General features: G+C 71.0%; 22 protein-coding genes and 2 pseudogenes. 6 read left to right on the top strand and 18 right to left on the bottom strand.

The window, feature by feature from the left end; translation table 11 throughout:
- Nucleotides 1-425: 425 nt before the first annotated feature.
- The 11 genes and pseudogenes from AC069T_RS27325 to AC069T_RS27275 form a co-directional block, all read right to left on the bottom strand.
- Nucleotides 426-590: an aldehyde dehydrogenase family protein gene (locus AC069T_RS27325; protein WP_478785259.1), complete on the bottom strand. Its 165-nt coding sequence runs from the start codon at nucleotides 588-590 to the stop codon at nucleotides 426-428.
- Nucleotides 541-1,200 (bottom strand): annotated as a pseudogene (locus AC069T_RS27320) (aldehyde dehydrogenase family protein). The gene AC069T_RS27325 and the pseudogene AC069T_RS27320 overlap by 50 nt, the downstream one beginning before the upstream one ends.
- A 289-nt stretch (nucleotides 1,201-1,489) precedes the next feature.
- Nucleotides 1,490-3,265 (bottom strand): asparagine synthetase B family protein, encoded by a 1,776-nt coding sequence (locus tag AC069T_RS27315; RefSeq protein ID WP_478785258.1) that lies wholly within the window; start codon nucleotides 3,263-3,265, stop codon nucleotides 1,490-1,492.
- A gap of 129 nt (nucleotides 3,266-3,394) precedes the next feature.
- Nucleotides 3,395-3,910: a hypothetical protein gene (locus AC069T_RS27310; RefSeq protein WP_478785257.1), complete on the bottom strand. Its 516-nt coding sequence runs from the start codon at nucleotides 3,908-3,910 to the stop codon at nucleotides 3,395-3,397.
- Between the two features lie 58 nt (nucleotides 3,911-3,968).
- Entirely contained in the window at nucleotides 3,969-4,832 is an 864-nt protein-coding gene (locus tag AC069T_RS27305) for a hypothetical protein (RefSeq protein ID WP_478785256.1), read from the bottom strand.
- Between the two features lie 155 nt (nucleotides 4,833-4,987).
- On the bottom strand, nucleotides 4,988-6,031 hold the full coding sequence (locus AC069T_RS27300) for a hypothetical protein (RefSeq protein WP_478785255.1): 1,044 nt from the start codon (nucleotides 6,029-6,031) through the stop codon (nucleotides 4,988-4,990).
- Entirely contained in the window at nucleotides 6,028-7,113 is a 1,086-nt protein-coding gene (locus AC069T_RS27295; RefSeq protein ID WP_478785254.1) for a hypothetical protein, read from the bottom strand. The genes AC069T_RS27300 and AC069T_RS27295 overlap by 4 nt, the downstream gene beginning before the upstream one ends.
- A complete protein-coding gene (locus AC069T_RS27290) occupies nucleotides 7,110-7,835 on the bottom strand; it encodes a cupin domain-containing protein (protein ID WP_478785253.1) in 726 nt (241 codons plus the stop codon). The genes AC069T_RS27295 and AC069T_RS27290 overlap by 4 nt, the downstream gene beginning before the upstream one ends.
- 920 nt (nucleotides 7,836-8,755) lie before the next feature.
- Nucleotides 8,756-8,917 (bottom strand): hypothetical protein, encoded by a 162-nt coding sequence (locus AC069T_RS27285; RefSeq protein WP_478785252.1) that lies wholly within the window; start codon nucleotides 8,915-8,917, stop codon nucleotides 8,756-8,758.
- A gap of 372 nt (nucleotides 8,918-9,289) precedes the next feature.
- Nucleotides 9,290-9,946, bottom strand: a complete 657-nt coding sequence (locus AC069T_RS27280) for a hypothetical protein (RefSeq protein ID WP_478785251.1) — start codon at nucleotides 9,944-9,946, stop codon at nucleotides 9,290-9,292.
- Complete coding sequence (locus AC069T_RS27275) at nucleotides 9,943-10,344, bottom strand: hypothetical protein (RefSeq protein WP_478785250.1); 402 nt, start codon at nucleotides 10,342-10,344, stop codon at nucleotides 9,943-9,945. Before AC069T_RS27275 ends, AC069T_RS27280 begins: the two co-directional genes overlap by 4 nt.
- A gap of 57 nt (nucleotides 10,345-10,401) precedes the next feature.
- Between AC069T_RS27275 and AC069T_RS27270 the strand changes: the two genes are divergently transcribed.
- From AC069T_RS27270 to AC069T_RS27245, 6 genes are all read left to right on the top strand, one after another.
- On the top strand, nucleotides 10,402-13,980 hold the full coding sequence (locus AC069T_RS27270) for a CHAT domain-containing protein (RefSeq protein WP_478785249.1): 3,579 nt from the start codon (nucleotides 10,402-10,404) through the stop codon (nucleotides 13,978-13,980).
- 176 nt (nucleotides 13,981-14,156) lie between these two features.
- Entirely contained in the window at nucleotides 14,157-14,468 is a 312-nt protein-coding gene (locus AC069T_RS27265; RefSeq protein ID WP_478785248.1) for a hypothetical protein, read from the top strand.
- A 113-nt stretch (nucleotides 14,469-14,581) separates the two neighbouring features.
- The gene (locus AC069T_RS27260; RefSeq protein ID WP_478785247.1) at nucleotides 14,582-15,751 is read left to right on the top strand and encodes an NUDIX hydrolase; all 1,170 of its coding nucleotides are present in this window, start codon (nucleotides 14,582-14,584) and stop codon (nucleotides 15,749-15,751) included.
- Nucleotides 15,752-15,793: 42 nt separating this feature from the next.
- Nucleotides 15,794-16,663, top strand: coding sequence for a hypothetical protein (locus AC069T_RS27255; protein WP_478785246.1), 870 nt, complete (start codon nucleotides 15,794-15,796; stop codon nucleotides 16,661-16,663).
- Nucleotides 16,664-16,705: 42 nt separating this feature from the next.
- Nucleotides 16,706-17,131: a hypothetical protein gene (locus AC069T_RS27250; RefSeq protein ID WP_478785245.1), complete on the top strand. Its 426-nt coding sequence runs from the start codon at nucleotides 16,706-16,708 to the stop codon at nucleotides 17,129-17,131.
- 92 nt (nucleotides 17,132-17,223) lie between these two features.
- Nucleotides 17,224-18,444 (top strand): hypothetical protein, encoded by a 1,221-nt coding sequence (locus AC069T_RS27245; protein WP_478785244.1) that lies wholly within the window; start codon nucleotides 17,224-17,226, stop codon nucleotides 18,442-18,444.
- 109 nt (nucleotides 18,445-18,553) lie between these two features.
- Here AC069T_RS27245 and AC069T_RS27240 read toward each other — a convergent pair.
- The 7 genes and pseudogenes from AC069T_RS27240 to AC069T_RS27210 all read right to left on the bottom strand — a co-directional run.
- Nucleotides 18,554-18,871, bottom strand: a pseudogene (locus AC069T_RS27240) (hypothetical protein); the annotation flags it as partial.
- Between the two features lie 661 nt (nucleotides 18,872-19,532).
- Complete coding sequence (locus tag AC069T_RS27235) at nucleotides 19,533-21,059, bottom strand: FAD/NAD(P)-binding protein (protein WP_478785243.1); 1,527 nt, start codon at nucleotides 21,057-21,059, stop codon at nucleotides 19,533-19,535.
- Between the two features lie 9 nt (nucleotides 21,060-21,068).
- The gene (locus AC069T_RS27230; protein WP_478785242.1) at nucleotides 21,069-21,896 is read right to left on the bottom strand and encodes a methyltransferase domain-containing protein; all 828 of its coding nucleotides are present in this window, start codon (nucleotides 21,894-21,896) and stop codon (nucleotides 21,069-21,071) included.
- Complete coding sequence (locus tag AC069T_RS27225) at nucleotides 21,893-23,143, bottom strand: ATP-grasp domain-containing protein (protein ID WP_478785241.1); 1,251 nt, start codon at nucleotides 23,141-23,143, stop codon at nucleotides 21,893-21,895. Before AC069T_RS27225 ends, AC069T_RS27230 begins: the two co-directional genes overlap by 4 nt.
- Before the next feature lie 163 nt (nucleotides 23,144-23,306).
- Complete coding sequence (locus AC069T_RS27220) at nucleotides 23,307-24,311, bottom strand: TauD/TfdA family dioxygenase (protein WP_478785240.1); 1,005 nt, start codon at nucleotides 24,309-24,311, stop codon at nucleotides 23,307-23,309.
- A 41-nt stretch (nucleotides 24,312-24,352) separates the two neighbouring features.
- Nucleotides 24,353-25,351, bottom strand: coding sequence for a hypothetical protein (locus tag AC069T_RS27215; RefSeq protein ID WP_478785239.1), 999 nt, complete (start codon nucleotides 25,349-25,351; stop codon nucleotides 24,353-24,355).
- Between the two features lie 1,235 nt (nucleotides 25,352-26,586).
- Nucleotides 26,587-26,778 (bottom strand): hypothetical protein, encoded by a 192-nt coding sequence (locus AC069T_RS27210; RefSeq protein WP_478785238.1) that lies wholly within the window; start codon nucleotides 26,776-26,778, stop codon nucleotides 26,587-26,589.
- Nucleotides 26,779-26,839: the final 61 nt, after the last annotated feature.

The raw sequence follows: 26,839 nt of genomic DNA, 5'->3' as shown, positions 1-26,839 counted from the left end.
AACCCCCCACACGCACCCACCACCCACCACCCCCCAGCCAGACAACCAGCCAGACAACCAGCCACCCACCACCACCCCACCCCCACCAAACAAACTCCCCGGTCTCATCCCCGAAACCACAAACCCCCACCACACCCAGCACACCAGCCCCCAACACACCAAACCCCACCACACCCCACACACCCAACCGCCCCACGACCCAAAACAACCCCCACAGCACGAGGGCCTTCCTCAACTGGGCCATGCAGAGCCACCATTCGACGCTCCCTCTCCATACTCGCGATGAAGGCCACCCGACAAGCCGCGCTGAGCAAAGACGAACGCCTGGACACCCTCGGCCGACTGCTGACCGACCCGGACATACCAAAGAACCTCCGCATCGCCGGCGTCATCGTGCTCCTCTTCCCCGGCCTCGTCACCCAAAGTCACTGTTCAAGGCTGCCGACAGACCCATGCACGACAGTTGAATTCGCGACCCACCACACGCTGGCCGCCAATGCCTGCGGAACGCCGTTGGCCAGGGCGACGGCTGCGTCCGCGTCATCGGCCCGCTGCACGGTAAGCAGGGGGCCGAAGACCTCCTCCGCCACCGTCGGGTCGTCGTCGGGGAGGTCGGCCAGGATGCGCGGGCCGCCCAGAAGCCGTTCTCCTCGCCCGGCCCGGGGCGATGTCGCCCGCCATGCTCTGTCCGGCGGTCGAGCGTTCGACGATGGCGTCGTAGCGGGCCAGCTGATCGGCGTTGTTGAGCGGACCGAAGTCTCGTCCCGCGAGACACTGGCGAGCCGCCTCAGCCAGCAGCCAGCCGGTCTGCCGGTCCCCGGGTACGGCGGTCAGGATGCCGGGTCCGAGTGCCTCGGCGGCGTACTCGGCGAGGAGTTCGAGGGTGTCGGGGGTGGTCTCAGCGGGCTTGGCCACCACGGTGTTGCCGGCGGCGAGTGCGGGGGCGCACCGTCATGCGGCCGTCATCAGCAGGTAGTTCCAGGGCACCACCACGCCCACCACCCCGAGGGGCTCCCAGCGCACCCAGCTCTCGTGCCCCTCGACGAGGGTTCCGGCGGCCGGCGCGGACTGGGCGCGGACGGCGGAGGCATAGAACCGCAGGAGGTCGGCGACCTGCTCCACCTCGCCTGCGGTCTCGCTGTCGGGTTTGCCGGTCCCGGCCGTCTCCCGCACGGCGTACGCGGCGGCGTTCTCCGTCACCGGCGCCGCCAGCCGTTCCAGTCGGCGGGAGCGTTCCCGGGTGTCAGGGCGCGCCAGGCGGGCGCCGCCGCGCGGGCCGCGCCGACCGCGGACCGAATCCCCTCTTCCCCGTGTGACAGGGGCGGTACCACGGACCCGGCCGGTGCGGGGGTCGATGAGAGTGGTCTTCACGGTGCGCTTGCCTCCACGGCTGGTTCTCGCCGCACGCCGAGCGGTCGGCTTGGCTGCGGGGTCATGGGCCGTACGTCCGTCGCGGTTGCGGACGGTACAACCGTGAGGGTTCCGGCGGTCACAGGTCGTACGCCCGCAACCACAGCTCCAGGGTGAGAACCAGCCACAGCTTTCCGCCCTGGCGCGGCAGCAGCGTGCCCTCTCCGCGCATCCAGGTGCGGACGGTGTCGGGCCGGAACAGCCCCCGCTGCCGGGCCGCGCGCCCGAGCAGCAGGTCGCCGCCCAGTTCGCGCAGCGGTCCGCTCAGCCACTGCTGCACCGGGACCCGCATCCCGCTCTTGGGCCGGTCCACCACGGTGGCGGGCAGCAGATCGCGTACGGCCTCCTTCAGCACCGACTTCTCGGCCGTGCCCCGCAGTTTGAGGGCGGGAGGGGTGGCGAAGGCGTGGTCGATGACGCGCCGGTCGAAGAGGGGGGCGCGGCCCTGGAGCCCCTGGGAGGCGGTGAGCCGTTCGACCTTGGTGAGGATGTGGTGGGCGCCCTTGGTCCGCAGATTGCAGTGCAGCAGTTGGTCGAGCAGGTGGGTCATCCGGTCCGGGCCGGTGAGGTAGGGCTCGACGAAGCGCTGCGGGGCCGGGGCGGAGTCCAACGCGGCGAGCGCGTCGGGGGTGAGCAGGTCGGGCAGGTCGGTCCAGCACTTGCGGTAGGAGCGCAGATAGGCGGTGGCCCGGTCCTCGTACCAGGGCGCGTCTGCCGCCCCCGGCGCCCCGGTGTGCATCTCCTGGACCAGCATCGGCAGGTTCTTCGGACCACCGAACACGGGGTCTCCGCCCTCCCCGTTGAGGACGATGCCTAGCCCGTCCCCCGCGACTGCCTCCGCGAGCATCAGGTTGGGTACGGTCAGCGGGTCGCCGACCGGGCTGTCGAGCAGGGCGGCGGCCTCGGCGAGCCGAGCCGCGACCGCCGAACCGGACACGGTCAGCACCCGGTGCCGGGTGTGGCAGTGGGCGGCGACGAGCCCGGAGTAGCCCAGTTCGTTGGGGAGTTCGCCGCCGAAACTGATGGAGTAGGTGTGCACGGGGTGACTGTGCAGCTTCGCGGCGAGCGCGGTGACGAGGGAGCTGTCGACGCCCCCGGACAGCAGGACCGCGACGGCTTCGGCCTCGGGCAGCCGGCGTGCGGTCGCCTCTTCGAGCAGGGCGCGCAGCGTCAGGGCGTACGTGTCATCGGGTCGTGGCCCGCCCGGCTCGCCATGGCCCTCCTGCGGTTCCCAGTACACCTGTTGGCTGAGGGTCCCGTCGACCGCCAGCCGCACCACCCGTCCGGGCAGCACTTCGCGCACGCCCTCCAGCAGCGTCTCCTCGCCCGGCAGGTAGGCGAAGGTGAGGAAGGAGCGCACGGCGGAGAGGTTCATCCGGGTGCCCAGTGCGGGCCAGCGGCGCAGGGCGCGCAGGGAGGTGGCGGCGGCCCAGGTGCCACCGGCGCGGGCGTAGAAAAGGGTGCGGGCGCCGACGTGGTCGCGGATCAGCACCAGGTCGCGGCCGTCGAGGACGGCGAGCGCGAACATGCCCTCGGCGAGCGCGACGCCCGGTGCGCCGAGCCGGGCCCACAGCCGCAGCAGCACCTCGCCGTCGTTGCAGCCGGGCGGGGCGGGCGCGCCGGCCGTGACGAGCGCGGTGAGCAGGACGGCGCGGTTGTGCAGGGTGACCTCGCCGACGGCGCGCATTCCGGACGCCTCGAACGGCCCCACGGCGTGCCCGGGTTCGTCGGGCAGCAGCGCCAGTCCCGGCACGAGAGGCGGGGCCCCCATGGCGGTGAGGTGGGCGTCGGCGGCCGCGGGCCGACCGTCGGGGTGGCCGGCATCCGGGCCGAGACAGACGCAGAAGCGTGCCATGGAGCGAGGGAGTCCTTTCGTCGTTGTGTCCGGCTGCGCCCGCGCGCTCTTCGGGGAGGTGGACCGTGCGCGTACGGGCGTCATGGTGTGTACGCGGCGCCCCGGTCCGGACCGCCGCGACGCATCCGGTCAGCCGAAGTCGTCGTCGCTCCAGCCGTCTTCGCCATCGCTCCAGTCGCCGCCGTCCCAGTCGTCCCCGCCGCCGTCCCCGGCGCCGTCGCCGCCCGAGGCGGACGAGCTCTGGGCCTGCTCGCGCAGTTCTTCCTCCTCCTCCGGTGTCAGGTGCGCGGGCGGCAACTGAGCGGCGGTGACCGCGAGTCCGGTGACGCCGAGGCCGACGAGGATCGCTCCCATCCGGCCGCCGAACGACGTCCGGTTGATCATCACGGTGTCGCCGCTCCCCCACAGCGTTCGGCCGTAGCCGATGTCCCGCCCGTAGGTCACGGTGCCGTCGGCGAGCAGCCGTTTGACGATCCGGTCCCCGAGCAGTTCGTCGGTGCCCGCGCCGCCCCGGTCGTCGTGCCAGTCCACCACGCCACCGGGGCCGCGGCGGCGCCATTCCTGACGGCCGTCCTCGTAGGTGCGGTGGACGCTGCCGTCGGCGAGCAGTTCGTCGGTGTAGCCGATTTCGCGGGGGCGGATCATGCTCATCGGTCCTCGGGTCTGCGGTGGTCGGGCATACGGTCCTCGGGTCGGCGTCCGATCATGCGTCGGGCCAGGTCATGAACCCCGCAGTGCGCAGCTCGCGCAGTTCGCCCCAGACCGAGTGCCGGGACGGCCGGGGGCCGCGGGTCAGGCGCAGTACGGCGCGCAGGAGCCGGGCCGGCGCCACCGCGGCGACCTCCGCGAACCGGCCGCCCGCGAGCCAGGCGACCTCCTCGGGCCGCAGCCCCGGAGGCAGCGGGCCGAGTGGGGGGACGGGGCCGGGTGCGCGCCCGGTCACCAGGCGCAGGGTCCGGGCGTGCCGGGGCACAAGCCCGAGCGAGGCCACCCGTACTCCGGGCACCGGCCCCAGCTGCTGGCGCACCTGGGCGGGCAGGGTGACGCCGGTGGGGCTCGCGTCGTGCAGGACGTGCACAGTGGCGCCTTCGGCCCGCTCCAGCGCCGCCACCAGCCGGGGATCGAGTGGCAGGTCGTCGGTCGCGCTCAGGACGGGGCAGGCGGCCTCCAGGTGGACGTGGTTGGCCAGCAGCATCCAGGCGACGGAACGGTCCTGGCAGATCAGCATGCGCGGCAGCCCATAGGCGTAGAGGTCGGCCTCGCGCGCGGGCCCGCCGATCGTCCGGGCGGCACGGTGCGGGGGCGGAAGGAGTCCGGCCGGCTCCAGTCCCCGCAGCGCCTCGGCGAAGCGGGCCGGCCTGAGGGGCGGGCGCGGGCTGTGCGGGATGCGTCGCAGTGGCGCGGGAGTCGGCCTCAGAACGCGGCACGTCTCGTAATACAGCTGACGTTCGGTGTAGCGAATCCCGCCGGGCAGGGCCGCGCGCCGGGCGGCGACGCCGATCGCCCGCTCCAGAACCATCCGCGAGACCGGGCGCAACGGCCCGGGCGGCTCGTTGGGGGGAGGCATGTCAGCTTTCGTCCTTCCCGGGCGACGATTGCGGCTGGTTCGGGAAACCGAGCTCGGGGGTCCGCCCACGCGTCGGCGCCGCGCGGCGGACGGCGACCGCCGCGGCAACGCTCGTGAAGACGGCGGCCGTGCGCGGCTCGACGAGGTGACGCATGTCAGATCCCCTCCAGCCCGGGCGGCTGCGGCCAGCTCAGGAATCCGAGCTCGGCGGCCCGCCGACGCGACGGCTCCGGGGAGCTCCGGGCCCGCTCGACGCCTCGGGCGACGGACGCCTCCAGCAGGGCCGGGAGGACCGCGGCGACCGGACCGAGCCAGCCCAGTCGCAGCCATGCGGCGTCCTCCGGGGCGAGCCGTTCCATCCGCCGGAGCCAGTCGGCCCCGCCGGACCCGACACTCTCGGGGGGATCCTCATGGAGAACGACGGCCCTGCGGTTGCCCCGGACCGCCTTCACCGGCAGGCCCGCGTCCACAACCACCGCGTCGGGGCGGTTCGCACGAACGTCGGCCAGCAGCTGGAAGCCGCGGGCGCTCGCGTCGTGCAGGACGACCACGGGCCCGGTGGGCGGCAGATCGGCGAGCCGGGCGGCGAGGATCAGTCCCAGCCGGTGCGGGAGGTCGTTGACGGACAGGAAGACGCGTACCGCCCGGTCCGGGCACAGCAGCGCCACCGTCCGCTTCTGCCGGTCCCGATCCGCGGGCAGGAACGCGGCGTCGCCGACCTTCTCCTCGTCCACGACGCCGGGCGGCAAACCGCCGTAGACCTCCACCCAACGCCCGAGCATCATGGTCCGGAAGGCGTGCGCGTACGGCACCACGCATGCGCCGGCACGGCGGGCCGGCCTGCGTGGCCGCCCCCTCGCCATCAGGTACACGACGACGGCCGCCCCCACGCTGCCCCACCAGAGCAGTCCGGCGACGAGCGCCACCGCAGCCGTGCGTCCCACCCATGATGAGCGACCGCTGCGCGGAGCCGCGTCCCAGGTGCGGTTCTCGGCGCGGGCCAGGTACCACAACTGGGTGAGGGTGACCGTGCGGCGGCCCTCGCCGGTGTGGGTGCGGGCGATGCGCTCGATCCTCGTGTCGTGCATGCCGCGGCCGTGCACCTTGGGATCGAGGGCGAAGGCCCGCTCGCATTGGGAGCACACGCCGTTGGTGCGTTCCTTGCGCGGAAGGGAGGTCTGGCAGTGCGGGCAGATCATGTACCGCCTCCGCCGGGCCAGGTCATGAAGCCCAGGGAGGCGGCGCGCCGACGTTCCGGGTCGGTGGCCGTGCCGGCGCGCTCGACGGCTCGCGTGACGACCGCGAGAAGCTTGGCGGGCGGGACGGCGACCAGGGGCAGCCCCCAGCCCTTGGACAGGCGCTTCAGCTGGTCGGGGGGGTACTCCCCGCTGCGTCGCAGTACCTCCATGACAGCGTCGCCGGGCGGCTCGCCCCGTACGGGCACGGCGTTGGGACGGTCCCGCGCGGCGTCGGGCGGCAGTCCGAGGTCCACGACCCGGTGTCCGGGGTACGCCGCGCGGACACGGTGGACGAGTGCGAGGCCGGCGGCGTCGGCGTCGTGGAGCACCAGGACCGTTCCCGGGCCCGACGGGTCGAGGGCGGCGGGCAGTCCGTCGGGCGTGGCGACCAGGCGCAGCCCGTGGCGGGCGGGCAAGCCGGCGGCAGCCAGGAAGACGGCGACGGACGGGTCCGGGCAGAGCAGCACGGGCCCGCCGGACGCGGGCTCGGCTGCCGGTACCGCCGAAAGGTCCCCGCCGGTACGGGAGGTACGAGGGGACGGCCGAGGTGAGGGATACCCCTTGTCGCTGATCACCCCCGGCGGTAGCGAGCCGTAGACGTCGTTCCACTCCCGCATCAACTCGGTACGGAAGGACACCCGGGAGACACGGGGCCGGCCTCGCCTCCATCCCGACGCCCCCGCGATGAGGTAGCCGAGGGCGGTGACCAGGAGCAGACCCCCCAGCAGCGCGAAGAGCACCGCATCGCTGATCAGCCCGGCGACGCCGAGGAAGAGGCCGAACAGGGCGGCCACTCCGCCGCAGCCCATCTCCACATCGGTGTCCTGAAGCGACTTGCGGGACAGGGCGTACCACAACTGGCCGGTGGTGCAGCGCAGTCGGCCTTCCTCGGTGAGCTTGGCGGCGACGCGGCGGACACGGAGGTCGTTCAGGTGCAGGGGGTTGGTCTTGGGGTCCAGTGCGTACCTGCGGCCGCATTTGCCGCAGACGTTGCCGGAGCGTTCCTTGCGCAGCAGGGACTGTTCGCAGTGCGGACAGATCACGCGGGGCCCTCCAGTCGGTGGGCCAGCCGCCGCAGCCGGGCGGCCAGGCGTTCCTTGACGGTGGTGACACCCGCTCCCCGCAACCGCTGGACCCGCTCGATGTCACGCAGGGCGGCGGCCAGCGACAGGTAGTCGGTGCGGGCAAGGGTGCTGGTGCCAGTGGAGCCGGGAGGCGCGACCGTGCCGTCCGCCGGACCCGCCGCCCTGCGGTCCGCCTCGGCGGCGGTGATCGCGTAGTCCTCGTGGTCGATGCCGTAGCCGGTGTTGGCGGCCAGGATGGTCAGCGGAGAAGTGTCCCGATTGGCGAAGGAATGCGGCATCATCTCGGGGATTCTTATCAACTCGCCCGGTGTGAGCGGGACTTCCGTGACCCGGTCGCGGTCGGCGTCGTACAGGCCGCAGGACGCGTAGCCCAGGCTGAGGACGAAGTGCTCACCGCCGTGCGCGTGCGGGGTGAAGGCGGTGCGCGGGCCGACGGTACCGAGCTTGACCGTGGCGTTGGAGGGACGCTCGGGCGAGGTGGCGGCGTCGCCCACCAGGTAGTGGGCGAACTGCCCGTCGTCGATGAACCGCAGGAGATCCCGCTCCGGACCGAGGTCGCGGGCGCCGTCCCGGTCGGCGAGGACGATCGAGCCGTCGGGCAGCAGTCGGTACAGCCGCACACCGCCCGGCAGGTCCCCCACCCCGCTCCGGCCCTTCCCGACGGCAGCCGTACCCGACACGCTTTCCTGAACATCACCGAACAAGAGTTCCTCCCCCATGCCCACCCCGGCAAGTACGCGAATGGTAAGGCGTTGATCGAGAACGCGGGGAGGGTCCGAACGCAACCTGCGGTGACACCGCGGTGAACCACGGGTCGACACGGCATACGGGCGAGGGAAACGGCATCGCGCTCTTCACCCCCGTCGCGCGCCTCCGCACACCCCTGAGCATCGGATGCGGATGGCCGATTCCTCACCCCCGTAAGGAAGTTCGGCACCGCTCGGGGGTGTGCCTTGTGCGTCTGTGTGCCTCCTCGACGGCACCGCCCTGGTGCGCTGGGCGTCGGGCATCCCACCTCGGGCTGACCGTCTTGGACCAGATGATCGCCGCGGCCGCGGGCCTCGCGACCATCCCGGTCGCCGCCTGCAACACACCGTCAACCGCGCTGCCGAGACCCGCACGACCCCGGACCGGCTCGAAAAATCCTCCATGCCCCGATCGCCGCCCCGACCTTCGATTCGATCCTTCGTGACGACGTGATCCAGGTCGCGCGAGACCACCCCGTCTACGGATGCTCTGCCCGGTGCCGGTCTGTGAGCGAACCCGCAGTGCTTGGCGACAGTACTGCTTCACGGATCGAGTGGACCGCCGTGAAGCGGGAGGGCGGCGACATCACCGCTGGCAGGCCGACTACCGCCGCCTGCCCCGCCGTTATGTTCTTCGCGGTCCTGCAATGGGGCTGCTGGCCTCCGGGCCCGGTATGGCTGTGTCCCCTCTGTCGAAGGCATGACCTGGGGGGGTGTCGCCGGGTCCGTGGGGTGCCGTCGGAGACGCTGATGAGAGACCCGGCCACCGTCCGGTCCTGCGCAATGCCGGGCACGGACGTGGGCGGCAGGTCTGCATGACGTGGCTGCTCGAGCACGGTGCCACCGCCACCCGCTCACGCGGCCTGCGGGAAGTTGGCCTCTATCGTGTGCGGGCCCGGTCGCTTCGGTCGCTCATCGGCGTGCTCCAGGAGCGGGACCTCGCGCATCCGCCGGTGGATCGCACAGGAGGCGAGGGCGGACACGACATGGTCCTCGAGGCGCCACGCTTCGATCAAGCCGTGACGGCGGCCGGTGCCCCACGGTTGGGGGGCCGCCCGCCCGACCGCCCGCGGGGCCCGCCCTGCGGGCGGCGCGAGACCGGAGAGAAGGCGGCGGGGCACCGGACGATCATCACGGCGACCGCGCCGCCTCGAAGACGTGCCGAAGCAAGGGCCGTGTCCGACGCACCGCACCACCGCAGTCGCTCTCGCGGGACCGCGGACTTGCGCCGTCCGCGGGGACGGTGCAGCCGGTTCGCCATGAACGACGTAGGTATCCGCGCGGGGCCGGGCGACGGTCAGGCTGCGTTCTTTGCGAATCGCCGCGCGTGCTGCGCGCAGTTGGCGGTGTAACCGTACTGCTCCTTCCGGTCCCTCCGCCGCGTGGCGTCAGCCGCAGCTCTTGACCACCTTGATGTTGGTGACCGCGCTCAGCTCGATCACCACGGGGGCGTGGCGTCCGGGACTCTTCAGACGGAGCTTTCCGCCATCGGCGGAGCGCAGTTCACCGCAGCCGGGTCCGCCCCGGTGGTCCACCTCGAGGTAGACGGGTGCCTCCTTCCCCTCCTCGGCCGGCGCCCACCATGTGACGACGATGCCGGCGAGCAGCAGGGTCAGGGCCGCCGCGACCAGGTACTGCGCGCGTCTCAGGCGCGCGGCCGCGACCGCGGCGAGGGTCACCTTGTAGGCCGCGACGGATCCGTGACGACTGTGCACCTCGCCGAGCGTGGTCGCGCGGGGGCGGGTGCCGGCCTGTGCGGCAAGGGCCTGCCACAGGCCGAGCAGGGCGGTGAGCAGTCCACCGCCGACGAGCACGGTGAGCCCGGCCCGCCAGCCGGTGGACAGGGCGCTGGTGGTGTCGCGGCCCTTGATGACCACGCCGGTGGTGACCAGGGTGATGAAGGCGCTGAGCCCGTTCCGCCAGGTCTCGGCGCTGGCGCGCACGGTGTCCAGCGAGGCGGCCGACATGGCGGCGAAGGCGTCCCGCTCGGCGATGTCGAAAGCGGAGGGAGCGGCGGTGGGCCGGCGCGGCCGGTACGTGGTCACGGCGCTCCCGGTGCCGGGTCCGGGGCGCCCTCGGCGACCAGCTCCACCCGGAATGTGACGCCGCACCCCAGGGTGTTCTCCGGGGCGCCGGGGTGGGCCACACCGCACCCGCAGCTCACGTCGACGCGCACGACCGCGGGCTCCGGGGGGTTCCCGCGCACGCCCGTGGCGCCCCGGCTGCCGGTCTGGTCCCCCACGGCCGTGGGGACTTGGGCGTCATGGATCCGGCCCGCGCAGCGGGGACAGTGGCCTCGCACCAGGGTGCTCAACACCCCGCCGGCGACTCTCACCTCGGCGTGCAGCAGCTGTTGGTCCAGCAGGTCGTAGGCGCGGCCGGTCCAGGTGAACTCCGAAGTGCGCAACCAGGGTTCGGCGGCATTGTGTTCCAGTGGGGCCACCGTCGCTCTCCTTTGCCGTGTAGCGGTGCGGACGGGTGGGCGCCCCACTAGGGTGGCATGATGCGGGACCGCCTCATCGCCGCCCTCCTGGATCGTGTGGCGCGCTACGACGAACAGGACGACGACGCAGCACTGTTCGAGGAAGAGGCACGGGAGGAGGCCGGTCGGCTGCGCAAACTCATGCTGGCCGACGACGAGTCGGATGGGCCGGTACTCGACGTACCGGCACTGCAGGCGCTAATCCGGTTCCACGGGACACGCAATCGCGCCCGGCCGGGAGTGAACGCCTACGCGGACTTCGGCCTCATGCTGCGCCTGACGGCCCTCTACGCCCAGGTCTTCCCCGACGCGGTGCCGGAAGAGTTCCCCGAGGCCGTCGCCGCCGCGCGCACGCACGCCGTTGAAGAGCGGGCGGCGGCCACGCAGTTGTGCCAGGAGTACGGGCGGACGAAGGAACCCGCACTCCTCGACCGAGCCGTCCACCACTGCCGGTGCGCGGCCAACCTGGCGGCGCCGGAGGATGACATTCTCGTTCCGGCGCTCGGCGGACTGTCCGCCGCCCTCGCCCTCCGCCACTTCGCCACACACCGGCGGAAAGACCTCGACGAGGCGATCGAGACACGTCAGGCGTCGATCGCCCGGACACATCCGCACCACCCTCGACTCGGCTACCAGTGCTCGCAGTTGTGCCGGATGCTGGTCGTGCGGCACGAGCTGACCGGGGACCGGCGGGACCTGGAGCGCGCGGTGGACGCGGCGCGCCAGTCCGTCGCGGCCACGCGGCCCGGCACCCCCGCGCGACCCCGCCGCACGGCCCTGCTGGCCTCCGCGCTGGGCCGGCTCGCATCCGTGCCGAATGCGGGCACCGGCCTCGGGGAGGCGGTCGCGCTCCTGCGGAAGGCGGTCGGTTCGGCGCACTTCAGCGTCGCCGACTCGTTGACCGACGTGGCCGACGTGGCACAGCAGCTGCGCAAGAGATACGACCGCGAGCACGATCCGGCGGACCTGGACCTGTCCGTCGAGCTGCTGTGCGACGTGCTCGGCCAGGCCTCCGGGGCCGCCCTCGGGCGTGTACGCACGGAACTCGGCGCGGCTCTGCACCACCGCCACGTAAGGACGGGGCACCTGGCGGACCTCGACCGCGCCGTCGAGCTGGAGCGCCTGGCCGCGGCCGACTTGACCGCCGACGACGACCGGCGCAGGGCGCGCCTGACGAACCTCTCCATCTCGCTGCGGACACGCTACGAACGCCTCGGCTCCCCCGACGACCTCGACGAGGCGGTCCGCGCCGGTACCGAGGCCGTGACGGGTGCAGCGGACGACGCGGTCGCCCTGTCCGCACTCGGCATGGCCATCGCCCTGCGGTACGAGCGCACGTTCGAGGCGGCGGACCTGGAGCGGGCCGTACAGCTGGCCACCCGGGCGGTCGCCACCCGGCCGGCGGCGGGGACCGACATCGACCGCGCCACGGCACTGTCGCATCTCGCCCGTGTAATGAGCGCCTCGCTGTGGAAGACGTTCGACCCGGATGTGCTCGACCGCGTGATCGTTCTGACGCGACAGGCCGTGGCCGCGTGCCCCGGTGCGCACCCCGATCACGTACGCCTCCAGGGCGACCTCGCGCTGGCGCTGGTGGCCCGTCACCGGCACGCGCACGTGCCGGACGATCTGGAGGAGGCGATCCGGACCGTCGAGTCCGCGCTGGCCGCCGCACCGGCCGCCCACCCCTCGCACCGGGCCCACCTCGCCGTTCTCGCACGGGCACTGACTAGTCGTCAGAACGTCGGCGTGGAGGATCTCGACCGTGCCGCGGCCCTGTTCCGGCACGCGGCCGCTCTGGGCGAGGACGTCTTCGCGGCACGGGCCTGGCGCCACCTCGGGGACACACTGCGGGATCGCTACGAGCGCAGCAACGATCCGGGCGACCTACGCGAGGCGGTCGACTGCTGGCGGCACGTCGCGGAGCTGCCCGCCGCCTCGCCCATGGACCGCATCGAGGCCTGTGCCGACTGGGGTGTGGTGGCCGCCGCACTCGGTGACCTGGGATCCGCCGCCGAGGGGTACGAGCGCGCGGTCCTCCTGCTGCCCCAGCTGGCGTGGCACGGTCTGCCCCGGGCGGCCCGTGAGAAGCACCTGGTGGACATGGCCGGGCTCGCCTGCGCCGCGGCCGCCTGCCACATCCTGACCGGCGCGCCGGAGCGGGCGGTGGAGCTGCTGGAGCAGGGCCGGACGGTCATCCAGAGCCAGATCCTGCAGGTCCGGGGCGACCTGTCCCCGCTCGCCGAGCGGGACCCCGCGCTCGCGGACCGTCTGCTCTGGGTGCGCGACCGGATGAACGACCGGCGCCTGCCGCCGGGGAGCGACTCCGCACGGGTGCCCCGGGACGCCCTGCCGTCTTCCCCGGGCCCGGAGCGACCGGCACAGGAGCGGGCCGCGCTGTGCCGTGAGTGGGATCGTTTGCTCGCCGAGGCGCGCCGTCTGGAGGGCTTCGAGCACTTCCTCGCCCCGGCGCCGTACGTCGAGCTGAGCACCGTGGCCGACGGCGGACCGGTCGTGGTGGTCAGCATCAGCCGGATCGCCTCCCACGCCGTGGTGATCCGCCCGGGCACACCCGTGGAGGTCGTCGCGTTGCCCGGTGTGACGGACGTCGAACTCGCCCGGCAGGCCCAGGCCTTCCTCAACGTGCTGCTCGCCCGCCACCGGGGCGAGCGGACCTTCCTGCGCCGGGAACGGGACCGGCACACGGTGCACGACGTGCTGGAGTGGCTGTGGGAACGCATCGCGCTGCCCGTACTGGACCGTCTCGGCTTCGACGGCCGGGCCGGCGCACCGCTGCCGCGCCTGTGGTGGTGCCCCACCGGCTTGCTGACCCTGCTCCCCCTGCACGCGGCCGGCCGCCACCCGCGCCACCAGACCTCGGCGGCCCCGGACGGTGAGGGCACGGCGCAGTCCGTACCCGACCGTGTCGTTTCCTCCTACACCTCGACGCTGACGGCATTGCGCCGAGCCCGGGAGCCTACGGGCGACGGTGCCTTCCGCGGCTTGCTGACCGTCGGGATGCCGGAGACCCTCGGCCGTCCCCCGCTGCCCGGGGTGGAACGCGAGTGCGCCGAGGTGCGCGCGCACATCCCGGCGGCCGAGGGTGCGGTGAGTGATCTCATCGGGCCGAGGGCGACTTCGCAGGCCGTGCGGCAGGCGCTGCACGAGCATGCCTGGGCGCACTTCGCCTGCCACGCGGAACAGGACCTGACGGATCCCGCGCAGAGTGCCTTCCTGCTGCACGACGGCCGGCTCACCGCCGCCGAACTGCTCGAACTGCACCTGCCCCCGGCGGAACTGGCCTACCTCTCGGCGTGCGAGACCGCCGCCGGCGCGGTCAACCTCCCAGACGAGGTGATGCATCTGGCGTCAACTCTGCAGTCCGCCGGATATCGCCACGTCGTCGCCACCCTGTGGAGCATCCAGGACGGATCGGCACCGGACATCGCCTCGCGGTTCTACGCCGCGCTGACCCGCACCGGGCGGCCGGACGCCGACCGGGCCGCCCGCGCCCTGCACGAGGCGCTGGCGGAGCACCGCGCGCACGACCCGACCGATCCCCTGCGGTGGGCGGCGTTCGTGCACGTCGGACCGTGAGCCGGGCCGCTCAGTCCGTCGTGCAGGGTGCCCCGTTGAGCGTGCAGCCGTACGGGCCCGGTTCCTGCCTCGTCTGACAGTTCGCCATCGGCTCCGCCCTGTTCCTTCAGCTGGCCTGTGCCGCGGCCGCGGGGACGACCCAGCGCACCATTCGCCAAGTCGTCACCGCCGACGGCATGCAGGCCCGCATGCAGGCCGTGAGTACCTGGCTCACCTCCGGTGCACGGCCGGTGGCCGCGTTCCTCGCCGGCGGACTCGGCACCTGGATCGGCGTGCGCCCCACCCTGGTTGCCGGCACCTGCCTCCTCGTCGTCGTGGTTCTCTACCGCTCCCCGCTGCGCAGCCTGCTGGACATGCCCGCCTCACCCGCCGTGGCTTCTCCTTCAGCCGAGGCCATCCCACCTCCGACGCCGTCGGGGCCGAACGTCCCGAATCCCGCAGTCGCCGTGGATGTGCGGCGCGACCGCTCTTCGGAAGGTGGCCCGTGACGACGAACCCGGACACGACCCCTGGCCCAGAGCCGTCATCGGCGGGCCCGCCGCCGAGCGCGCCGCTCCCGCCCCGTACCTACTTCCTGCCCTCCAACATTCGAGGTGATCATGTGGCGCCCTCCCGCTCTCATATCCGCGCGACCGTCGAGGCCCATCTCAGCCGGCATGCCGCGGAACGGGGCGCTCTGGAAGGGCTGCTGGCTGTCCTCGACGCCACCGGGGAGCCGTCCAGCCGCGCCGCGCTGCCCGGACATGTCACCTGCAGCGCGGTGGTCATCGACCGCGACCGTCGGGTGATCCACGTCGGTCATCGGGTGGCGGGGCTGCTTCTCGCTCCAGGCGGCCACGTCGAGGCGGGTGACCGTACGCTCCTGGCTGCGGCCGTGCGCGAGGTGTGCGAAGAGGCCGGGCTGCACCCCAGCGACCTGTGCCTGACTCCGCAGTTCCTCGACGAGCCGATCGACGTGGATGTGCATGACATCGACGCCAATCTGGCCACAGGCGAGGCCGCTCACCAGCACTTCGACATCCGTGTCGCGTTCTACCTCACCGCCGAGCAGCCGCCTGCGCCCGCTCTGCAGGACAAGGAGGTCTCCGGGGCCCAGTGGCTCCCGTACGCCGACGTGCGCTCCCCCACACTGCGGGCCGAGCTCCTCGCTGCCGAGCCGCACGGCCTGGATGGGCGCCCGGAGCCCGTCAGCGCCAACGCCCTGATCCACGACGGAGCCGGCCGGTACCTCCTTCATCTACGAGGTTACCGCGAAGGCATCTGGGAGCCCTGGGTCCTGGCCCTCGTGGGAGGCAAACGGTCGCGGGAAGACGCCAGCCTCGAGGCGACACTGCGGCGCGAGCTGGCAGAGGAGACGCCGGGCCTGGAACCCACAGGCCCGATGTCGTTCGCCGTCCAGGAGGCGACGAGCGTCGACGGCCTGGCTGTGCCCATCAGCGTCTACGCCGGGCACTGGAGCGGTGATGCCGAGGCAGTGGATCTCCGCGAAGGTGTCCTGCTGACGTGGTGCACCGTGGACATGCTCGACCGGCTGCGCCTGAGCCCCGGGCTCGAGGCGCTGATCCGGCGGCACGCCGCCGAGCACCTCGCGGCGGAGGAGCCGGCGGTCGGCACCGGGCCGCTCACCGACGAGGCTCCGCCGGGAACCCAGCTGCACATCGTGGGTGTCCCCCTGCACCTTCAGGACGACCAAGGCCGGATCCTCCTGGGGCTTCGCCACCCGAACTCGGCCTACGCGCCGGACACCTGGCACTTCCCGGCCATTCTCTAGGCTCCTCTGAGTTGTCGGTTCAGGCTGTCTCAGGAGGGGCTCATGAACGTACTCGAGCACTGGAGTGTGGACTTCTATGACTTCATCGTCCCGCCTCCACCCACCGATGATCCCGACATTCTGAGGTTCGGTGATCTACTCGCCAGAGCGGCCCGCAACGGTGCACGCCACGGAACTCCTGTGATCATCTCTCCGTCGGGTCGGCCGGACCCTCGCATCAACCTGTTCTTCCGTACGGGGCGTATGGCGGGACACGAAGCAAGCACCTGGCGTCGGTATGCGTACGCGCTGATCGTGTGGCTGGACTTCCTGGATGCCATCGGCAGTTCGTGGGACTGCGCGAGCGTACGCGATGTCGAAGCCTTCAAGGACTGGCGCATCACGGACCTGCGCAATGATGAACGAATCCGGCCGACTTCGTTCGATACGGATCGCGCCGCCTTGAACTCCATGTACACCTGGGCGAGTACACGTTACGGAGTGTTCAACCCGGTGCCGACCGTCCAGGCGGACGACTCGGACGAAGTCAGCTGGAAGCCCGGCGAGGCGTGGCTGGCCGCGAAGTGCATTAAGGGCGGTGAAGAAGGCCGAAAGTACTGGATACCGCGACGCGTGCTGCAGTCGGTGGAAGGCTACGCGGATCCCCTGGAAGGTTCACGGGCCGAGGCTATCCGCCGCGCGCAGCGGCAGGGCCGGTACGACCGGCTGCGCGGCGTGCGGATCGTCACCGGACACAACCCCCGGACCGGCGAACTCTATATCGAGGGCAACAGCGGGCCGGCAACGCTGGCCTTGGACGTGCTGTCGCCGGACGAGCGCCGCATGCTCTTCCGCCGCACCCCCGGTGGGCTGGAGCGGCTCTGCCTGTGGCTGTCGGTGACCGGGCTACCGAAGAAGGTCCACAGCTGGTAGGACACCTTCGACGATGCGAACAAGCGCGTCGCGGCTGCGTGGGTGCGCAGAGCCGATCCGGATGGGCGCCTGTCCGCGGAGGAGCGCGAGCAGATCCGCCGCGAATGCCCACTATGGGCAACCGCCCACATGTGCCGGCACTCCTTCGCCCTGAAATGGTTCTCCATCCTGTCCCTGCTCGAAGAGCGACGTCTGGAAGGCTTCACCGCGGAGGAGATAGAAGACTTCCGAGACCAGCTGGGGGACATCTGGATACAGTTGGCGATCTTGCTCGGCCACAAACACCCGGACACCACCCGGGAGCACTACCTGGAGCCCTTCACAGGGCTGCAGTTGTCCTACCTGATGTCGCTCCTCGACGACGACGAACAGGCCGGCGTCGACTCGCTGGTCCGCATCTTCGCCCGGCACGGCGGCTCCACCATCCTGCCCGTTGCCGCAGCGGCCGGTCCAGGAGGCGCCCTGTGAGCGGGCGCGGGCGAGGCGGCCAACGAGCAGCCCAACCACCCCCAGACTGGCAGCCTCCTGATCGGCTGCCCACCGACGGGGACCAGACCACGGTGATCTTCTACGAGGAACAGAGCGGGCAAAGCCACATCCTCGACTTCTCGTCATTCCCGGCGCCGCTCGCGTTGCAGCAGTGGATGGCCGCGCTGCTGGCGGCCCGGTGCGGCGCGCGCGGCGGCAGTAAGCGCCTGGCCACGGCGAAGCGATATCACTGGATACTGCACCGCTTCACGGTGGTGCTGTCGGAAGCTGGACGCGTGCCGCCGACGCCGGGCGAACTGGCGCCCGAGCACTTTCAGATCTTTCGTGACAGGTACGAGGGCCATCCAGCGAGTTTGCGGGTGCACTTGATGGCTCTTCGGCGTCTCATGCGCAAGAGCGAAGAGCTGACGGCAGAATCCCTCCATGATCTCCTGCGCACACGGCTTCCCGCCGCCACGCCTGCAACGCAGGTGACTGCGTACAGCGACCACGAGTGGCAGCAGATTATGACCGCACTGCGCCGCGATGTCCGCACCAGCCGGGACGGCATCCGTGCGGGAGTACGCCTGCTGGCCCGCTTCCGGGACGGTGAGCTCATACCGGGCTGCAGGGAGGAGGCCCTGGGAAGGATGCTGGAGGAGTTCGCCACCACGGGAGATCTGCCCCGGAACGAATCCGGTGCCCTGCGGGACGAGGTGTCCCGGCTCGGCGGCGCGATGGCCATCGGCGGCATGCTGAGTCTCACCCGCGATGAGTCGACAGCCTTCGCGATGCTGCTGAGCGCGCTGACCTCGGAGAACTTCGGCACCGTCAAGACGTGGCCGGCTCTGCACACCCGGCCCGACGGCGGTGTCACGACGCAAGCGGTGGCCTTGGTCGAGGAGACCAAACCGCGCCGCGGCCCCGACCGAGAGCACATGGTCGCCGCACTCGAGGATCTCCCCGCCTCCCTGCGCGAGCTGGCCGAATCCGAGGACGCCGAGCCCCGGCTCTTCCACTCGCCGCTGCGGATGTACCAGCTTCTGCTGGAACTGACACAGACCGCTCGCCGCCTCAGCGGAGAGACCCGCGCGTTCATCGCCTACAGCCCCAAGGGCCGTCCGGCGTTCGACAGGGACATGTGGAACACCGAGGTGCACGTGAAGCACTGGAGCCAGACAAGGGGGTTCCCCTCCATGCGCAAAGCTGTTGCCGGCGGCCTGCCCGCCGTACAGGCAAGATCCCCGAGACCTGCTGGTGATCGTCCCGTCCGGCGGCCAACAGCGTGCCGTCCTCGGTCACCGCCGCGGTGAACGGGTTCGCGGCGTAGACGGTGGCGATCCTCTTGCCTTCGGCGGCCTGCCGGATCCCCGTCAGCTCCTGGAATTGCTCGCGTCCGGTGGCCAGGAGTGTGCCTCCCTCGGTCACCACCAGGGCGAACTGATTGCCGGCGGCTACGGCTGTGACGATCTCTCCTTCGGTGGCCCGCGAGAGTTCTCCCAGGTGGCCAACAGTGTGGGGGACCAGGAGCGCGCGGTCCTCGGTCAGTGCCAGGCAGTTGAAGAGCATGGCGGACAAGGTGGTGATCTTCTTGCCCTCGGTCACCGCCAGACTGTGGGCACCTCCGGCACCTCCGGCGGCTACGGCGGTGATCTTCTTGCCCGCGGTGGCCTGCAGAATCCCCGACACTTGCTGGTCGTCATCCTTTCCGGCGGCCAGCAGAGTTCCGTCCTCGGCCACCGCCAGACCGTGGTCCTCGCCGGCGCTGACGGTGGTGATCTTCTTGCCCGCGGTGGCCCGCAAGATCCCTGACACCTGCTGATAGTCGTCCGGTCCGGCGGCGACAAGAGCACCTCCGGTCCCCGCCCGACCGAGCTGAAGCCTTGAGGCCCGCGGCGCCGTGGTGGATTCTGCGTCGTTGCTGGTCACAAACGCTCCCTGAACTCTGCGGTCAACGTCCCCGTCACGCTAGGGCCGCTCATGGCGTCGCCGATCCGGAACGGAACAACTCATACGGTCTCGGCCACCACATGGCCTAACGACGACGCCCCAGCCCCAGCCGGGCACATTGATGCATCCATCGCTCCTGAACTGACGCTCGTGTCAGGGGGAACCGGGCGTCTTCAACGTGATCACGGCGGCGTCTGAGTGGCCGCTGACGCTCACTGGGCGCCCTGCTGGACCCCGGCCTACATGGTCAGGCACGCACGGGAGGCGTTCGAGGCGACCCTGGACCCACGGCCTGGAAGGCGTCATACATAATTCCCTGCTGGATTGGCGTGTTGAAGCGGATCGAGCAGGGCTGGGGCCGTGCCTGGGTGGCGTACGTACGGGGTGCCGCGGGACCGGAGCGTGGAGGCGGAACGGCTGCCCGTTCCGTGAGACAAAATGAATTGTGCGGTCAGGGGGCAAAGAGACCTTGTGCGGCCGATGTCACGCTGGTCGAGGAATCGGTGGCTATCGCCGCGGCGACCGCTTCGGAGCGCCAAACGAGCATGGGTATGCCGGACATGTAGTAATGGGTGCCACTGGTGAGGTGGCCCAGGGCAAGAAGCGAATGCTGGGGCCTGCCGTCGCGGTCGACGAGTCGTCCGGTGTCCGGCTGCACGCGCAAGCCGCCGTCCGGGTGCCGTTGCCCACACCCGTTATGTACCAGTGAGTCCATCAGCTCCTGTGCGCCTGTAGGCGTGGCTGAATGGGCTGTCGGTGCCGCGGTCGCGGCGGCGATCACGACGTCGGCTTCCGCCGCGTGGTGCTGCGCGGCGACCAGGAATCCTTGCTGCGTGGGCTTGACGCCCTCAAGGCCACGCAGCACCTCCAACTGACCGCTGTCGGCCATTTCGACGAGCGTGGTGGCTGTTGCGGCGGGCATGGGAGAAGTGAAACTGCTCCACAGCCGGTGGTAGCGGCGGAAGAACTGCTGCCGGTCCCTGCGGGGCAGGGTCGGCCACCATTGGTGCACGGTGGTGATCAGGGCCCAGGTGGTGACCTGGAGCCAGTCGACGTCCCGTACGTGTTCTCGGTCGGCGAGCTGTCGGCGTACACGGCTCAACCCCCAGTCCGCCAGGGACATTTCGGCGGTGATCTGCTCCGGCGTGGCCCCGGCGAGGAGCGCTTCCGCCCGGGCCAGAGCGGCCAAGGTCGACAACCGCAGGGGGGACGACGAGCGATCGAGCCGCTCCTGGACGCTTTCCGGGGTCATCACTGTCGGCCGTCCCACCTGCAGGGGGCGGCGCACGGCGGCCAGGATGCCGTCCCGGGAAAGCAGTGTGATCCGCCCCTGATGTCCCTGGGCCCGTAGTCCCAGGACGGTGTCGACGGCGGTGAGCCCGCACCCGACGACGGCCACGGAGGCCCACGGATCAACGGTGGCAAGGGCAGAGGCCACGGGATAGGGCCGGCTGATGTAGGACGGGTGACCGGCGAGTCCGTAGGGGTCGTAACCGGACGGGTCTCCGACGCACAGCACCGCGTAGTCGCTCGGGACGCTCGCTCCGCCCTCGAGGCCGACCAGCGCCTGGTCACCGTCGTGCGAGACACTCACGGCACGTCGGCGCAGCCACGTGACACGCCAGCCTGCGGCCGTCAGGCCGTCCAGGGTCTGGGAAAGAGTGTCCTCCAGGTAGCGGCCGTAGACGTGCCGCGGTGGGAAGACTTCCTGCGTCCATGATGGGTGAGCACCACCCCCGTTGTGGTGACGGGTGAGCCACCGGCGGGCATGCTCCGGATCGTTCGGGTCCAGCGTCATCATGGTGTGGGGGGCGTTCACCACGATCTCATCACGGTCCGTCCGGTACGCCCTGCCGCGCCACAGCTGGTCCGAGGGCTCCACGATCACGAGGTCGACGTCTTGTGAGCCGAAGGTGCGGGCGAGGGCCATGACGAGACATGCCGCGGCCGTGCCCCCGCCCACTATGCAGATACGCATGCGCAGCTCCTAGCCTTGCGGGGGCGCCGTACTGGCGGACGGGTGGCTGCGAGCCAGTGCGAAGCGGTAGGTGATGCTGCCGACGAACCCCTCGTCGTGTGCCCTGCGCCGCGCTTCGTCCTTCAGTGAGCGGGCGAGGTCCTTGCCTATCGTCCCGCTGTCGAGCATCGTGTCGACGCCTCGGTCGATGATGCTGTACGCGTAGGCCGAGTCCGCAGCCGTGTAGGTGTGGGCACCTGCCTGCACGAGTTGGAAGCCGGCCGCCTCCAGCAGGCGCGGGAGGGATCGCAGGTCGTGCGTGTTCACGACGTACTGTGCACGCCAGGCGGCCACGCAAGCGCTCAGCGGATCGTGCGGGCCCAGCGAGAAGTCCGTCGATGCGTAGTCGCCGTCCAGTACGGCGATCTGCCCTCCCTGTCGGCACACCCGGTGGGCCTCTTTGAGTACCGAGCCGATGTCCGGTGTGTGGCTGAGCAGCGTGTACATGAGGACCGTCGGGAACGACTCGGCGGCGAACGGGAGCCGGTGCGCGTCGGCTGCCAGGAGCCTGAGGTTTCCCACTGTTGCGTTCGCCTGGGCGGCCATCTTCAACAGGTCGACGCTGTGATCGACCCCGACGAGCGTGGCGGTGGGCGCCCGGTCGCAGAGGGCGGTGAGAAGTTCCCCGGAACCACAGCCGATCTCCAGCAGCGGTCCGGCGGTGACCTCGACAGCCGCGAGGAAGCGTTGCAGCATCCGGTTCTGATCCGGGTCCTGCCTGCGGGAGTGCAGCACTGATGCGATCTGCTGCGTGGTCTCGCTGTCACACGTGGCCAGCGAGGAGAACACGTCGTTCATCGACAGCCACTTCCCGTGGTCGGTGCGGGAGTGACGCGGAAGAGGGCCCTGTCGTCCTCCAGCGTGCTCAGCGCCTCAAGGGACTTGCGGACCACGGACTCCTGGGGATGGACGAAGTAGACGATCCCAGTCCTGCCCTTGGTCAGGGTGCTCTTCCGGACGGTGTGCCCGACGCGCGGAAGTCCGTGAACGCTGTGGAAACCCGGGAGTTGGCGTACGGAGGGCAGACCTGGCAACGCCCTCAGGGCTCCGGACTCCCAGCAGCGCACGAATGCCTTGCCCATCACCTGCGGTGGGGCGTAGGGGCGGGAGAAGTGGGCCATGAACGACGCGGGGTCGTCGAGGCTCTCTGCCAGGAGGTGCTGCTGGCTGTTGCCGAACGCGGCGAAGTACGGATCGGGGTGGAGTACGGGCCCCAGGATGCGCGCATTGACCTCGATGAGGCGTGGGCCGTCACCGGTGAGGCGCACGTCCGCATTGGCCGCGCCGTCACGAATGCCCAGAGCATCCAGGCAGTCGAGGGTGTAGGACACCACTTCCTGCTCGGCTGCCCCGAGGCGTGGGCAGCTGACGTTGTACCGGCGCACCGGGAGGCCCTCGAGCTCCTCAATGACATTTCGGGCCACCTCACACACCACGTGCCGACCGTCCAGGCTCACTGTTGTCACCACGTACTGCTCACCTTGCAGATACTCCTGGACGAAGACCTTGTCGTTCGGCAGGCCCACGAGGTTCGTCTGCTGGTGGATGTCCAGGAAGTGCGTCACCGCGTCTGCTTCCGACCAGCACACCCGGCAGCCGTCGCTGCCGGAGCTATGGCTGGGCTTTACGACCACCGGAAGCCCAAGGCGCCGTAGTGCCCCGGTGAGTTCGTCCACCGTTCCCACCGTGGCCTGCCCCGCGCCAGGCAGGCCGGCCCTCAGCAGAGCTTCGCCCATCAATGCCTTGTCCCGCCGCGCGGCGGCCGTCTCGTCCTCGTTGCGCGGCAGGTCCAGGGCCGCCGCAAGGTCATGGGCCAACGCGACGCCGAACTCGCTGGCGGGAACGACGTGCCGGACACCACGTTTGCGGAGTTCGGCGACGGTGTCCACCGTGTTCTCACTCGCGATCAGGACGGGCGCGCTCGTATCGCTCCGGGCTGTCCTGGCGAAGCGTTCCTCGTACAGGTGCATGCAGTCCTGGCCGCGTTCCCTGAGTGCGGAGGACAGGAAGACGCCGCTGGATAGGGGGTCGACCAAAGCGATCATGGTGGTCCTCCTGCTAACAAGGTGGTGGAGGCAACATTCGCCTCAGCGCTGGCTGTCCAGGAGAGGTGTGTGGCTGCGTCCTTGTCCGGGATATGGCCGACAACCGGAGACGTTGAAGACCTTCACCGCCTTCGTGAACACCTCCCGTGGCCCCGGACGGTGGTCAGCGGGCGAGTACGTGGCCGTCGTGGGGGCGGTGGTCGCGGGAGCGGCGCAGGTCGGTGGTGACGTAGGTGCGCTGAAGCCAGCGGTCTGCTCCGTCGTACCGGGGGTGGAAGGCGGTGCGGCCGTGGACGGTGACGCGGTTGTCGATGATGACCAGGTCGCCGGGGGTCAGGCGCAGGGTGCGGGCGGTCGCCTCGCAGGCGCGGCCGAATTCGGTCAGCGCCGCGGTGGCCCGAGGGGTGAGCGGGGTGGTGACGAGTTGGGCCATGCGTATGTCGGGATCCTCAGCCGCTCCCGACAGCACCGGCCGGGGCTCGGCGTCGGACGCACTCGTGCCAGCGCCGGGACCGAAGGAGGGTGGTGGCGTGGTGATGAACTCCGGTGCGAACAGGGCCTGGCGGCTGGCCGGACTGAGGAGCAGCAGCGCTTGACGGATGCCGGCGACGCGCATGCCGGCGCGTCGGTCGTGGTCGGCACGCAGGCACAAGAAGACCACGTAGTCGGGTGGGTGGGGGTGGAAGCCGTTCTCAGTGTGGAAGGACAGCGGCACCGATCCGGCGTTGCCGTGGAAGGTCTCCTGCCCGGGCACGGGCACGACGTCCTGCACGAGGGCGCCGGATTTCTCAGCCAGGTAGGCGAGAGGCTCGCCGAGTCCGCAGGCCACCATGGTGAGCACCGCGGCTGAGACGCTGGCCTGGCGCTGGACCGAGCCTGGTACGGACGGCGTCGGGGGCAGGGCCGCCTGGTCGACGGGCAGGCCGCCGATCACCAAGGTGCCGTGCGGTCCGGAGTGCCTTCGAAACCGGCGCACCCCACGGCGCAGCGGGAACGGAAGGTCCTCCCAGGCGTCCCGGGCCCGTGCCACCCACTCGGGGTTGTCGACCTGGTCGTGCCCGCCGGTGCACAGGGTGCGGGCCAGCCGCTCGCACGCGTCGGTGTCGGCCGGCTCCAGCGTCCGGTCGGCGGCGGAGCTTCGGGTGGTGCCGGGCGTCGTCTCGGGCATCGGGGTCTCCTGCCGGAGGTGTGGGCGGCGGACGTAGGGACTCATGAGTGGCGCAGCCCGGCCACGGCGTCGGCGATGTAGTGGTCCCCGAACCGGATCAGGGAGGCGTACTGGGCCGCGCGGCGATGGCGCATGTGCCGCAGTTCGGCGACGGCGTTGTCGGGGCCTTCGGGTTTCTGGGCGAGGGAACGGTGCAGATGCACCATCGAGTACGCGAGGGTGACGTGCCGTTCACTGTCCACGATGTCGGCTTCCAGGAGAGCGGCCCGTGCCTCGGCCAGCTCGGGAGTGCGGGCCACCAGGTGCTCGTAGGAGTCGGGAAGTACCGACAGCAAGTCCTTCATGGCCGCCCGGAACAGCTTGTATCCGCGATGTTGGCGCCCGCTCAAGGGGACGTCCACGGACGGAGGCGCCATGGTGTGGCGTATCGCGTCCATGTAGTAGTCGGCGGGGACCGTACTGGCGTGGGTCATGGCCGCCGGGAAGCCCCGCACGTACACCGTCGCATCTGCCAGCCGCGGCAGTGCGGCCTCCGTGTCGCCGTTGCGCAGATGGCGGGTGGCGTCGGCCACGGCGACCGCGGCGCAGACGTTGAACAGGACATGGACCTGGTGCCCGATGAGCCACCGAGCAGTCCAGACACTCTCCAGGGACGCCCCCGCAGCGGGCTCGGGGACGGCGGCCGGTGGTCCGCAGTCGAGGGCGGCGCCCGGTGTTGCGCCGGTGAGGTCGAGCACCGCCTGCCGCATTCCGGCCGTCTCCGATGCCAGGTCGGCGCCCGACAGCGGCGCCTCACCCAGGTCGTCCAGACCGCGGTGGACGACCAGGACACCGTGCAGGGCGGCCTGCTGGTCCGACAGCTCCACCTCACGGACCCGGAAGTAGGACTGACTGATCGACTCCGCCGGCAGTTCCTCACCGGTCACGGCCGGCGCCAGAGCGGACAGCGCGGCCACCAACTCACCGGCAGCCGCGGCGGCCTGCCGCAGTGCGACCGTCCGCTCGACAGGTCTGGCATGGGTCGCCAACCCGGCCAGCACGCGCGCAGTGCGCTTCGCCTCCGCTTCGACCCGCGGGCCCAGCCCTGGGACGGGCCGCCCGCCTCGGGGCTCACGGAAAACAGCGACAGCAGGATGACCGGCAACCGGTGATAAGCCCATGGTGAATGTACTTCGCCAAGAACACTCCCCACGAAACCTGATCTACAGGACCGTTCCTGTGCGGTGCGCTGGAGTTGACGGGTGCATCCACCGGTGCGCCTGACGTTGCTGGCCGCGCCGTGCCATGTCAGGTGCAGCGAGATCCGTGATCGCGCGCAGGGCGGTGCACTGAGCGGGGCTCTTCGGCCCGCGAGTGGCGGCGATGACCGCGTCCAGTCGACCGGCCCCGGTCGGCTCCTGACATTGCAGGGGAATGGGGGCGAAGCTGAACAGGTTGCCGGGGCGGTCGTGTTCTTCCCTGGTGCGGCGCAGGTCGACCACGGCCGGTCGGCTCCGCGGGGCCAGCGGTCGCTGCTCCAGGTGCGCAGGGCGTCGTTGTTGCTGCCCCCGTGCGCGGCGCCGGTGGTGCGCAGGGGGTGAGCGGGGTCGTTCCAGAGGTTGTTGGCGGCGAAGGAGCCGAGCATTGACTTGAGGGTGCGTTTGTAGGAACCGGGTCCGGCCTTGGGGGTCGGCTCGGCGGGGAGGTGCGCCGGGGCGCTGCCGAACAGCCTGTGCAGGGTGTTGCGCAGGCCGACTCCGTCGTGGGAGGTGTGAGGGCGCGGTCGCAGAAGATGTAGCGGCCGGGGGGTGTGGCCGTGCAGCAGCCAGAGGTCTCATGGGGCCGTCGTCAGGGGGCGGGTGCGTCAGCAGGTTCGGCAGGGCAGCGTCGAGGCTTGCTTCGCCGAGTGCGATCTGCCGTTCGTGGATGCGGGGTTCCATCGAGGGGCTTGGGTCGTGGGCCCATCGGGCTCGCAGCCCGGGCCCTTGAGATAGCGGGTGAGGGGAGCCAGTTGGTGCAGGTGGCCGGCGATGTGGGCTCGCAGGTCGGCGATCGGTAGTGCGGTGCCGTCCACGTGTAGGACGGCACCGATCGCCAGGGACAGCTCGGGCGCCTCTGAGCCATGTCGTGCATGATCAGATCCATGGGCGTGGGGCGCGCGGGGGGTGATCACGGCGGCTTCCTTCCGGGAACTGTCGGATCCAGTACACCGTCCCCGGCCTCGCCCCCGGCACGCGGGCAACCTCACCGACCGCGAAGCCCGCGAGACCGAATGCCGGGGCCTCGCCACGGACGTCTACCTCTGCCAGTGCGCGGTGTCCGGGAGGGCGACGTCGAAGCTGATGACCTGGGTAAGCGCGTTGTAGCTGACGTCGGAGACGATGTTCGAGGGGTCTTGGTCGCTGGACGCGGCGTGGGCGGGTGCGGCAAGGACGAGGACCGCCCCGGCGAGGGCGAGGGCCGCGAGTGCGGGCTTGATGAGGTTCATGCCCTGCCAACGATCTTCAGCCTGACGGGTCACGCGCGTCCCGGGATACGCGCCGGACCTG

Source organism: Streptomyces sp. NPDC043867, assembly GCF_056435845.1.
The sequence above is the reverse complement of the archived record's forward strand: the minus strand, read 5'-3'. Positions and strand labels throughout refer to the sequence as shown.